Source organism: Rhizobium halophilum (assembly GCF_021648825.1).
GTDB lineage: Bacteria > Pseudomonadota > Alphaproteobacteria > Rhizobiales > Rhizobiaceae > Neorhizobium > Neorhizobium halophilum.
In genome coordinates this window covers 16,891-28,380 of sequence record NZ_JAKJHS010000020.1, presented here as the reverse complement: position 1 = coordinate 28,380, position 11,490 = coordinate 16,891, and the positions used below count along the sequence as shown (strand labels likewise).

The window sequence follows — 11,490 nt, the reverse complement described above, 5'->3', positions numbered from 1 at the left end:
CTGCAAGAACGTGGGGTACCTTTTATGTTCAGTACCGGGTACGGAAAGAACGGCCTCCCTTCTGAGCTCTCCGGATCGCCCGTGTTGAGCAAGCCCTTTGCGGCGAAGGAACTGGAAGAAACGCTGTCGTCTGCTCTTGGGCTGCCTCTTCGAACGTAACTCGGAGAAAGCCTGGCAGACCGCCAGGACCAACGTCGTTGATTAACAGGTCGATGCGAACGTCGGTCCGTGAGCAGCTTACGTCCTGATGGTCCCTGCTTCCTGTCACTGGAGCCGAACATCACTTGGCGAACCCGCAGCTCCCCGAATGATACGGAAGCTTAATCTCGATTACCCCGCGCCTGTGGCAGCTACGACTGCTGACCTCAGATCGTCTAGGCTGTAGGGTTTGGTGAGGGTTGGCACGGTCTTCAGCGCCTGCGGATGCTCGGCGTCTCCGTAGCCGGTCGCGAAGACGAACGGCACTCCCCGCCTCCTCAGTTCACCTGCCACGCCATAGCTTCGCTCGCCGCGGATGTTGACATCGAGGACTGCGAAATCCGGAACCCGGTCGTCGAGAAGACGGAAGGCCTCCGCGAGGGTCGTAGCGAGCCGCACGTCCTTTGCGCCGACCTCCAGGAGCATGTCCTCGAGCGCGAACGCAATAAGCGGCTCATCTTCCAGTATGAGTACCGAGGCTACATCCTTCACCTTAAGCCTCCGGAAGCGGTGCATCGATCACGCAGCGCAGACCATCAGGCGCAAACTCAAGCGCAACCTGGCCCTGTAGTTCGGCCGCGAGGCCCCGCTCAATCATGCGTGTCCCAAATCCTTTGCGGGTGGGTGCGGTCACGGTCGGCCCCCCATCCTCTCTCCATTCTAGGCGAAGGCGCGGCCGGGCCTCGCTCTTGCTCACCTCCCACGTCACAGCAACTTCGCCCACATCGGTGGACAGCGCGCCGTATTTGATGGCGTTTGTGCTGAGCTCGTGGACCGCCATGGCAAGCGAAACAGCTGTCTGAGGTGAAACGACCACCTCGGGACCTTCAAGTACCACCCGAGCCGAAGCCTCTCCTGCCGTTGCGTGTAGCGAACTGGAAATGATCTCTGACAAGAATGCTTTTTCCCAATGCCTTCGGGTAAGGAGGTTATGCGCCGCGGCGAGTGCGCTGAGCCGGGCATTGAAGGTCAACCGTGCGGCCTCCGACGGTACATCGCTTTTGAACGACTGCTGCGCCAGGCTCTGCACGATCGCCAGAGTGTTTTTCACCCGATGATTCAGCTCGTTGATCAGCAATTGTTGCTGCTCTTCAGCTTTGCATCTTTGCACGATTTCGAGCTGTGCATCTCGGTAGAGCCTTGCATTATCCATGGCTACTGCAGCCTGCCCCGCGACCCCGAGCATCAACGTTTCGTGATGTTCGCTGAATTGACCGGGCTCAGGATGACCAAAAAACAGCCCGCCAATCACCTCACCAGAGCGGGATGTAACAGGCACGGCGAGGTAGCTGCGAACCGGAAGGTGCCCCTTCGGCATACCCTGATGCGGGGTGTTCTTCCCGTAGCGCGGGTCGGCAAGGATGTCGTCAGATCGTACAGCTCCATCGCCGTCGAAGGTTGGCTTGAACACCTCTGTTGCGCGCGGCAGTCCGTAGCTCTCGAACTGAGAGCGGTCGGCACCAGAGAGAGTGTAGAGCATGAACGCTTCACCGGCTTCATTGCGCACATTGTAGAAGAAGGCTCCGAACTGCGCCCCGGTCAACTCAACACCAGCATCGGTCACAGTTTGGACGACACGCTCCAGATCGAGCTCAGCTGCGACCGCTGCTCCCGTGCGGTTCAAGGTCTCCAGAGTGCGCTTCTGTTCCTGCAGCGCCTCCTCTCGAGCTTTCTCCTCGGCAATGTTACGCGCTTCAATCACGGTCCCGACTGGCCGTCCCCCATCGTCCAGCACTGGACTCGCCGTGAAACCCACCGGATAGAAAGAACCGTCGGGCGCGATGAATAGCTCCTCGCCGCTCATCTGAGCCCGCGCCGGGAAGGCTCTGTCGATTGGACACTCTTCGATTGGATAATGGGATCCGTCAGGCCTCTTATGATGGATTACATCGTGCAGTTGACGTCCCTGCAACTGCTCAGCGCTGTAGCCGGTTAGCTTCTCTGCTGCCGCGTTTGCGTATACGCAGTGCTGCTGATGATCCATCAAGAACACAGCTTCGCGCGTGTTATTCAGGATGGCGTCGAGCCTTCGGGACGTTTCCCTTAGCGCGGCTTGTGCGTGCATCGTGCTGGTGATGTCGCGTGAGACGGAGAGGAGTTTCTCAGGCTGCCCTGCGACACCGTTTATTGGGGTGACCACCACGTCCCACCATCGCGGATTTCCCTTCCTGGTGGTGGCATAGCCTTGAAACCGCCCGGTAGCACCACGCTTGGCCTCTTCCAAGGCGCTTAGCGCCTTGGCCTTCTCCTCCCCCTCCCAGAAGTCTGGCCAGAAGGCGCCGCGGACCATATTGATATCATCCACCTCCATCACGCCCATCCCGCCCTCCGACATAAACTCAAGCTGGCCCTCCAGATCGAGGACCTTGATGCAGTCGCTCGAACTCGCAAGCACCCGGCGGTTAAACTCCTCACTGGCCCGCAGCGCGGTCTCCGTACGGCGTCGTTCCTCCACATCGAGCAACACGCCTGGAAAGCTCACCGGTGTTCCGTCTGCCCCTTTGTCGACGCGTCCGTTCGCCTCGATCCAATGATATTTACCGTCCGTTCGGCATACTCGGTATTGGTGAGCGTAGGGGCCACCCCGCTCGATGGCTGCCTCGATGGCGGCGATCAATCCCGACCTATCGTCCGGGTGAACGGTTGCAATTACCTGCTCTAGCCTGAGACCGCTGCGGCCGAGTTTGGGGTCGATACCAAAGGCTTTGGCGAACTGCTCATCCACCGTGAAGCTGTCGGAGGGGAGGTCCCAGAACCACGTTCCAATGATCGCACCAGCATCGAGAGCGAGCCTCACCCGATCCGCGTCAGCTTTTGCACGGGCCTCGCTCTCGCGTAGCTTGCGTTCCGCGTCGACCTGTCCGGTGATCTCCTGGCAGACGCAAAAGAAACCGTCGATCGCGCCGGTTTCCCCCCGCACGGGCGTGTAGGAGAAGGCAAAATGAGCTTCTTCCCGGAAGCCGTTGCGCTCCATCCAAAGCTCGATGTCGTCCATCTGCACAGGCTCGCCCCGATAGGCTTGTTCGACGATTGGAAGAAGATCGTCCCTGATCTCCCGCCAGACATCAAGGAAGTCTCCCCCCATCGCTGCCGGATGCTTGTCGGCGAGGATCCCACTGTAGGCGTCATTATACAGAAACGTTCGCTGCGGCCCCCAGATGATAAACATTGGTTGGTTCGAACCGAGCATGACACCAACCAGAGTCTGGAGCGCCACCGGCCAGCACTCTGGTAGACAGAGCGAGAGCGAAGACCAATCGTGCGCACGCAGGAGCATCCCGGCTTCTCCTCCACCTTGAAGGAAGGGTGGCAACGAAGCTTGTTCGTGGCCGGATGCAGACGAGGTTTCCTTCAAACCGCTCATAGAAGTTGCGCCCTATATTCGCACATGTGAGACCATTGCTCGCCGGGCGCGATCTTCGACCGGCGGGAGGCACCTAGACCACCTGCTCATCTGCGCTTGAGATGAAACCGGTGCTGGGAAAGATGATGTCAGGGTGGGTGGTATTCATGCTGTGGAAACTCGAATTTTAGGACTAAATAGAACACGGCTGTGGACTTACCACCGCATCCGACAAACAAATTGCAACAGGGTCTTAGGACCTGTCGGCTGTAGCCGCAAACCCACTGCCGGCCTTGGTACCAGCTTGGCATCCTTGTTTCAGCTACCCGAGCGCATGGACGGGCATATACGGCCGAGGTGACCGAACGGATCGCACCTTCGTTCAGCCGCAAATCCGCTCGCCCGCTCCGGTTGCCACGACGCCAAAGGAGCTCTACCCAAACTGTCGTGACGTTGCCGCGAGCGGTGTCTGCTTTCAGATGTGCACTACGACCGCTTCTATGACCTAGATTCGGGCGCGAAGCTGCCGGCGCGTTTGGGCCACCTGACCGTATACTTAGCGGAAATTATTGCCGCTCGCCCGTCCTGTTGACTGATGCCCAAAGCCAGGGCACAAAGGTGGCATCCACGGTCACTCGCGGCGGGAAAATAGAGGGAATTTCAAGGCTTCTTAGCTAAGCGATTGAGATCATGTGAGAATCCAAAGTCCCCAGGCAAGTCATTTTTGACCGATTTTTCGATCCAAATTGGCGACTATCCCCCGCAGGAAAAAGTGGCGTCTTCTCAATAAGTTGGGCGATCTTGGCCGCAGTTCCTTGGGCCATCCGTCGTGTTCGAAGGCGGCTAGGAAAATTGGCTGGGGACCCGCGGGCAATGACCGCAACGGGGCCTTTAGCGGATCGTCCGTGTGTGAAGACTATCGATGCGGGAAGCAGAGATCCGAGGCGTCGTGGATGCCCCGGCCCGAAGCTCCATCCACTCCGTGTTCTTCATGGTGAGTTCAGGTGGTTGCGAACTGACCCTGAATATACCGTAAGCTCAATTAGGGAGTTCCACCTCTTGGCCGACATATGGACGGTCGCGTCCGCGTCCTTGATTTTGTTGGCAATTGGACGCCTTGGAATGCGGCTGAGGGTCTGTGCTTTGTGATCATCTGCCTCGCAGATCGGCGAGGATGAGCTCCCCATGCGGTCGCGCACCAACACCCAGCCGCTGCTGAAGTCCAGTATCATTGCCGAGGTGGATGAGCGCCCCATATCCCAAAATAGAAACGGCCAGCCATTGACCTGTTCGAGCTACGCCGAAAGCGCGGAGGCGGAAGTGCTAAATGACCTCGGCGGCCCCCGCCGCGTTTATTCGATCTCGACATCTTCTCCGTCATCAAGCCTGCCTGCCTTTGTAAGCGTGCTTGCAGTCATCGCTATTCTCTATTTCGCCAAGGAAGTGCTTCTTCCTCTGGCAATCGCTGTACTGCTGACGTTCGCATTGGCTCCGATTTCTTCACGTCTGCGCAAGTGGGGTCTCCCGCGCAGTCTCGCGGTCATAATCACCGTCCTGCTCGCTTTCCTTTTTCTCGTCATTTTTGGGCTTGTCGTGGCTGGACATGTCGCCGAGGTGGCTCAAAACCTCCCGGCATATCAGGGCAACATCATAGCAAAGATCCGGGCACTTCAAGATAGCGGAACGGACAACGGTTTCATTCGACGCCTGACGTCCACCATCGAGAGCGTTGGCAGCGAACTCAACAATGAAGGACAGCCGCATGCTCCCCCTGGCGCTGGCCCGACACCACGAGAACCCCTTCTCGTTGAGATATTTGCGCCTAGTCGTCCAATCCAAACACTTACGAGCCTGATAGGGCCCTTGCTCGGCCCCATAGCCTCATTAGGCTTGGTCATAGTCGTGGTCATTTTCATGCTCTTGGAGCGAGAAGCGCTTCGTGACCGCTTTATCCGCCTTGTCGGCTACGGAGATCTGCATCGAACAACAGAGGCCATCCAGGAGGCCGGCAGCCGGGTTGCCCGGTATCTGCTCATGCAATTGGTCGTCAATTGCACTTACGGCGTCCCATTGGCGCTGGGTCTTTGGGCGGTGGGGGTTCCGAACGCAGCGCTCTGGGGAATGCTCGCGATCATCCTCCGCTTTGTCCCCTACATTGGACCCGTCATAGCGATGGTTCTGCCGCTGTTCTTGGCGTTCGCGGTCGACCCAGGCTGGAGCCTCGTTCTGTGGGTTGCGGCCATATTTCTCATTTTAGAATTGACCAGCAACAATATCGTGGAACCCTGGCTTTATGGATCTCGCACCGGGCTGTCCCCCTTGGCGATCGTCGTCGCTGCGATTTTTTGGGCGTGGCTTTGGGGACCAGTCGGCTTGGTCCTGTCGACACCACTGACCGTCTGTCTTGTAGTCCTGGGCCGATACGTCCCGCAGTTCGAGTTCTTGGAGGTTCTATTTGGAAGCGAGCCAGTGCTTGATCCTAAGGAGCGCCTCTATCAAAGGCTGCTGGCAGGAGACCCCGATGAGGCGACTGACTACGCAGAGGAGCTCCTTGAGGAGGACTATCTCGAGGACTACTACGCCCAAGTTGCTATCCCGGCCCTTTTGCTTGCTGAGAAGGACCGGCGTCGTGGTGTGTTGACTGCGGAGCAAATGGATCAGGTCTATGAAACTGCCTCCGCTCTGGTCTTGAACCTTGCGGAGATCGCGCAGGAAGAAGAACAGGAGGAACAAGGCCAGAAGGATGAAGCCAAGGTAGATCAACGCCCTGTCACGCCGATGAAGGTGAGCGATGATGCAGAAGAACTACCGGACGGGAGTGGCAAAACAGTCTTCTGCATCGGCGGCAGGGGCCCGCTCGATGACGCGTCGGCAGCCATGTTGGCCCAAGTCCTTCAGGTCCAAGGAGCCGAGGTGGGGGTAGCGAGGCACTCTGATGTCGCCAATCGTCGTGGCACCAACCTAGTTCCAGAACGAACAAGCGCCATTGTTGTCTGCTTCCTGAATGATGACTCGGGCAGGCAGGCCCGCACAGTTGTTCGCCGGCTCAAGCGTCTGTACCCGGCGACGCGGGTGGGCGCGGTGCTATGGACGGACGGCGAGGACGAAAAGCTATCGCTTGATCTCAAAGAGGCTGACTTCGTAGCCTCCAATCTGACCTCGGCCGCTCGCGAAGCGCTCTCCGGGAGCCAGCCGCCGCTGGTTGCCCCGCCGCGCAAGATTCGCGTCAGGCGCCCCCTAAACAAGACAAGCACCACCGCCGGACAGTCTCAGTCGAACTGAATCGACCCCAGACGCACCGTTGTTGCCCATATGATCGGCGAGGAAAGGAACTTTATCTTTCACGTCAGCTCTGTCGCAAGCAGTGCCACATCCGCCACCGTTGGCTTGCCTGTGCGGTGTTTCAGAAACTCCCGAAAGGCGTCTGCGCGTCGGCACGCTTCATCCCAAATCGCTTCGTCAGGGAATGACGTCATTCATAGCGAGAAACCGTCAATTGCCAGTAACCGCTGTTCTGCTCCCACATTGTCTGTCGCTGCGTGATCTGGGATCGACGTTCCATGGATGAGAGACAAGGAGTTTCTCCATGGAGTCTACTTTGGAGGTTCTCACAACGCGACGGAGCAGGCGTGAGACACATCGCCAATGGCCTGATCAGGTCAAGGCACGGATCGTTTCGGAGAGCTTGCGACCAGGCGCGACGGTGAATGAAGTGGCCGAACGCCACGGGCTGAAGGCCAACCACCTGTCATCCTGGAGAACACTAGCGCGGCAGGGCAAGCTGGTCTTGCCCGAGCCAGAAGACGCGGTCGAGTTTGCCGCCATTGTTGTCGATACGCCAGCGCCGGAGCCGCCGACGGTAAAGGCTGCCACGCGTCCCGAGATTGTCATAGGTCCCGTCACTATTCGTCTGGAGGAAGGCGCATCTGCAAGCCGGATCGCTGCCATCGCCCGTGCCATGGCGGCGGCGACATGATCTTTCCGTCGAACCGCGTCAGGATCATGGTGGCGACCAAACCAGTGGATTTCCGCAAGGGTCATGACGGATTGGCGGCCTTGGTGAAGAACGAGCTGCACAGGGACCCGTTCACTGGGACCGTCTTCGTGTTCCGGTCCGCAAGGCGGATCGGTTGAAGCTGATCTACTGGGATGGCTCGGGATCGTCATGGCCTACAAAAGGCTGGAAGAGCACACGTTCACCTGGCCCGGCATCAAGGATGGCCTGATGACGCTCACCCATGCCCAGTTCGAAGCACTCTTCGCGGTCCTTGATTGGCGGCGGGTTCATACCATCCAGACGAGGCCCCCGGAAGCCATCGAATAGCTGCGGCACGATGACTCAGCACGCCAGATTCCGAAGGCAAATCGGCTCAGGATTTGATAGCTTCCGGCCATGCTTGATGCCGCCGACTTTCCCGATGATATTGCCGCCCTGAAGGCGATGCTGATCGCGGCGCAGGCCCGCGAGGCGGCCAAGGATGTCGCGATAGCCAGCAAGGTCGAGCATATCGCCCGCAAGGATGAGCGGATCGAACGGCTTGAGAAGCTGGTCGCAGCATTCAAGCAGGCAGCCTTCGGACGCAAATCCGAGAAGACCGATCCTGGCCAATTCGACCTGGCACTGGAAGACCTGGAGACGGCCATGGCCGTGATCCATGCCGAGGATGAGGCGGACGCTCCTGCAGGAAGCAGGATTGCCAAGCCGCGCGCGATCAATCGCGGCTCCCTTCCAAAGCATCTTCCGCGTGTGGAGGAGGTGATCGAACCGGACAGCCTAATCTGCGCCTGCGGCGGTTGCCTGCCTTGCATTGGCGAGGACGTCTCCGAGCGGCTGGACGTGGTCCCGGCGCAGTTCCGCGTCATCGTCACGCGTCGCCCCAAATATGCTTGCCGAGCCTGCACAGATGGCGTCGTTCAGGCCCCAGCTCCCGCTCGCCTGATCCGGGCGGGGCTGCCGACGGAAGCGACCATCGCTCATGTGCTGGTCTCCAAATATGCCGATCACCTTCCGCTCTATCGGCAGGCCCAGATCATGAGCCGCCAGGGCATCGATCTCGACCGCTCTACGCTTGCCGACTGGGTCGGTCGGGCAGCCTATGAACTGCGGCCCGTCTTCGATGCGTTGATCGCCGACCTGAAGCGCTCGACCAAGCTGTTCATGGACGAGACCCGTGCTCCGGTTCTCGATCCCGGCTCGCGCAAGACGAAGACCGGATACTTCTGGGCGCTGGCGCGGGATGACCGCCCATGGGGCGGCGGTGCGCCACCGGGCGTGGCCTTCACATACGCTCCCGGTCGCGGGGGGCATTCATGCGGAACGGATATTGCAGGGCTTCTCCGGTATCCTGCAGGTCGATGGCTATGCCGGATATAACAGGCTGATCGCTCCTGACCGTGTCGGATCAGACATTCAGCTTGCCTATTGTTGGGCCCATGCCCGGCGCAAGCTGGTGGAGATCACCCGCAATGGCTCAGCACCCATTGCCGAGGACGGCGTCAAGCGGATTGGCGAGCTGTATCGGATCGAGGCCGAGCTGCGCGGCCTTAATGCGGAGGCTCGACTTGCCGGACGACAGGAACGCTCAGCGCCACTGGTTGCCGACATGCAGACCTGGCTCGTCCATCACCGTGCCCGTGTCGCGGCAAAGTCGCCACTCGGCGAGGCCTTGGCCTACATCGCCAAATACTGGGATGGCCTGAAGCTCTTCCTGAGTGACGGCCGCATCGAGATAGACAGCAATACGGTCGAGCGGACCATCCGACCGATTGCACTGAACCGAAAGAACGCACTCTTCGCAGGCCATGACGCGGGAGCAGAGAACTGGGCAATGATCGCCTCGCTCGTTGAGACCTGTAAGCTCAACGCAGTCGATCCGCTGGCCTACTTGACCGCCACGCTCACTGCCATCGTCAACGGCCACAAGCAGAGCCAGATTGAGGAGCTGTTGCCGTGGAATTTTCGGCCTCAAATGGAATAGCCCGGCAGCAACAATCCGCTTGGACGAACATCCCACCACGACGAAAGATGGTTTTTTCTTACGACGTCGTATTGGGTGGCAGACAAGGAACACTCGCGCCATTGCGAGATCGAAACCTGAAGGCCTTTTCCACCCGGTGGATTTCAATCCTTGGCGCTTTGTCTTTCTCCAGGATCACGACGCCAGCGCCATCGTCACTCCCTGAGCACGCTCTTCGAAAGAGCCTTCATCACAGGACCATAAATAAACAGGTAGCGACCAAGGTCGATGCAATTTGGTTCGCCCGTAGTCGTCGGGTTTCCATTGGCATCACACCTTTCTGTATAGGAGAAGTTGCTTGCTGCCGCTGATAGGCGGCTAAGGGCGGCGCTTGAACTGTAGGTTTCCCAAAAGAAGAACAGCACGAAAGCGGCACATCCAAAGAGGACGCCGCGTCGGAAAAGGCCACGAGCTAGGCTAGGACCGCTGTCGTCATCCTGCAATTTTGATGCTCCTCTCCAGACGTTGCAAGTCACCGCGATCAACAGATAACTGCTTTGCCATTTTGGCTGTAGGTGCTCAACACCGATCAAGCATTTACTGTCCACGTGGGAGTGAAACACCGCTTACAATTGCCATAGTCGTCTGATTCTTACATTAGGTGATCAAACCGAGCACAGTTCTCAAGTTAGATGCTCGTGCTCAAATCAAGCGCCGAGCTGTCCTTTCGAAATGGCAGCAGCCCGAGTGTGGGATTAGCGGGCCAGTTCCAGCGTCGGGATCGGCCGGCGACTACCGCAATAGCCCCGCCGCTCGCAGTGCTTCGTTGATGACCTTGCTGACACCTTGCTCGGATAGTCCAGCGGCACTTTTGGCAGAGCCCGGCTTCGCATGTGTCATCGCCTTGGCGACAATACCTACTATGCCTGGCAATCTGGCTTCCGGTTCGAAACCTGGGACACATTCTGCCTCAGCTTCCGCCACGTCACTCTCATCGGCGAGCCCCCACGTCAACGCTATGCGCGCAGTTGAAGAAATGCCAGCCTCCAGCATGAAGGATCCGGGTTTCCCGACTGGCACTCTGGCTCCAAAGGACAAGGGGATCCCATGCCCCATACTCTGGATGGTGTATAGATCAATCGCCTCTTTGCCGCTTCCATCGAGCCACGTCTGACGCCGATGGCCGTTGATGGCTTCAATGAGGTCTGGAGCGTCCGACGCTTCGTGCACGGTACCCCATTGCTTTGCGATCTGATCAGCATTGACTACCCTGACCGTTTGATCATGCGTCCCGTGCCAGATGGAGATCCTCGGCCAGGCCCCCCTGTGGGATGATCCGGACAAGAGGGCTGAACGCAGTTGAGCTTCATTCGGAGGATTTTGCCCTCGCATGCGCTCGAGAGCTTGACGTACGTTCGAAGTCACACCGTAAGGCAACCCGCCGATGATGGCGCCACCGGCAAACAGCTCGGGATAGGCAGCCAGCATGACGTTTGCCATTGCGCCTCCGGCTGAAAGCCCGGTGATGAACACCCGCTCAGAGTTGATCCCGTATGCCTCGACCACGTGAGCGACCATCTCGCACACTGAAAAAGCCTCACCAGCATCGCGTCCGATATCTGCCGGCTCGAACCAATTGAAGCAAAGATTGCTATTGTTGGCTCGCTGTTGCTCCGGGAACAAGACCGCAAAGCCGTTCCGCTCAGCAAGCTCGGACCAACCCGAGCCCTGATCGTAGCTCCCCGCGTCCTGGGTGCATCCATGCATCGCAACAACCAGGGGCGTCTTGGGAGCCAGAAAATCTGGCAGGTAGAGCCAGCATCTCAAAGCGCCGGGGTTCATGCCAAAGTTCTTCAGCTCGATCAATCGCCTGGAAGTGGTGTCCGGTTTCACATTCATTCCCTTCGCATTTTGTGCCTGAATGCGATAGATGGGGACGAATGCTGCACTGCACAATCGCAGTTCAAAAACTTGGTGTTATGGCGCTGCTGA

At 58.6% G+C, this 11,490-nt stretch carries 6 protein-coding genes and 2 pseudogenes; 4 read left to right on the top strand and 4 right to left on the bottom strand.

The window, feature by feature from the left end:
• Positions 1–330: 330 nt before the first annotated feature.
• Positions 331–690, bottom strand: a complete 360-nt coding sequence (locus LXM96_RS20390) for a response regulator (protein ID WP_240000398.1) — start codon at positions 688–690, stop codon at positions 331–333.
• Between the two features lies 1 nt (position 691).
• Positions 692–3,367: a PAS domain-containing sensor histidine kinase gene (locus LXM96_RS20385; RefSeq protein WP_240000397.1), complete on the bottom strand. Its 2,676-nt coding sequence runs from the start codon at positions 3,365–3,367 to the stop codon at positions 692–694.
• Positions 3,368–4,726: 1,359 nt separating this feature from the next.
• Between LXM96_RS20385 and LXM96_RS20380 the strand changes: the two genes are divergently transcribed.
• The 4 genes and pseudogenes from LXM96_RS20380 (at position 4,727) to tnpC (ending at position 9,519) form a co-directional block, all read left to right on the top strand.
• Positions 4,727–6,823 carry an AI-2E family transporter gene (locus LXM96_RS20380; RefSeq protein WP_240000396.1) on the top strand — a complete coding sequence of 699 codons (2,097 nt, stop codon included), beginning with the start codon at positions 4,727–4,729 and terminating at the stop codon, positions 6,821–6,823.
• Between the two features lie 304 nt (positions 6,824–7,127).
• Positions 7,128–7,517 carry an IS66-like element accessory protein TnpA gene (gene tnpA, locus LXM96_RS20375; RefSeq protein WP_240000395.1) on the top strand — a complete coding sequence of 130 codons (390 nt, stop codon included), beginning with the start codon at positions 7,128–7,130 and terminating at the stop codon, positions 7,515–7,517.
• Positions 7,514–7,865: pseudogene (gene tnpB / locus LXM96_RS20370) on the top strand (IS66 family insertion sequence element accessory protein TnpB). The gene tnpA and the pseudogene tnpB overlap by 4 nt, the downstream one beginning before the upstream one ends.
• Positions 7,866–7,934: 69 nt before the next feature.
• Positions 7,935–9,519: pseudogene (gene tnpC, locus LXM96_RS20365) on the top strand (IS66 family transposase).
• A 194-nt stretch (positions 9,520–9,713) separates the two neighbouring features.
• On the opposite strand, the gene LXM96_RS20360 reads toward tnpC, so the two are convergent.
• Both LXM96_RS20360 and LXM96_RS20355 read right to left on the bottom strand, forming a co-directional pair.
• Positions 9,714–10,091 carry a hypothetical protein gene (locus tag LXM96_RS20360; protein WP_240000394.1) on the bottom strand — a complete coding sequence of 126 codons (378 nt, stop codon included), beginning with the start codon at positions 10,089–10,091 and terminating at the stop codon, positions 9,714–9,716.
• A 199-nt stretch (positions 10,092–10,290) separates the two neighbouring features.
• A complete protein-coding gene (locus LXM96_RS20355) occupies positions 10,291–11,397 on the bottom strand; it encodes an extracellular catalytic domain type 1 short-chain-length polyhydroxyalkanoate depolymerase (RefSeq protein WP_240000393.1) in 1,107 nt (368 codons plus the stop codon).
• Positions 11,398–11,490: the final 93 nt, after the last annotated feature.

Excerpts from the sequence above, each read along its gene's own strand:
- LXM96_RS20385 (WP_240000397.1), bottom strand. The coding sequence starts at position 3,367 with ATGTTTATCATCTGGGGGCCGCAGCGAACGTTTCTGTATAATGACGCC.
- LXM96_RS20380 (WP_240000396.1), top strand. The coding sequence starts at position 4,727 with ATGCGGTCGCGCACCAACACCCAGCCGCTGCTGAAGTCCAGTATCATT.
- tnpA (WP_240000395.1), top strand. The coding sequence starts at position 7,128 with ATGGAGTCTACTTTGGAGGTTCTCACAACGCGACGGAGCAGGCGTGAG.
- LXM96_RS20355 (WP_240000393.1), bottom strand. The coding sequence starts at position 11,397 with ATGAATGTGAAACCGGACACCACTTCCAGGCGATTGATCGAGCTGAAG.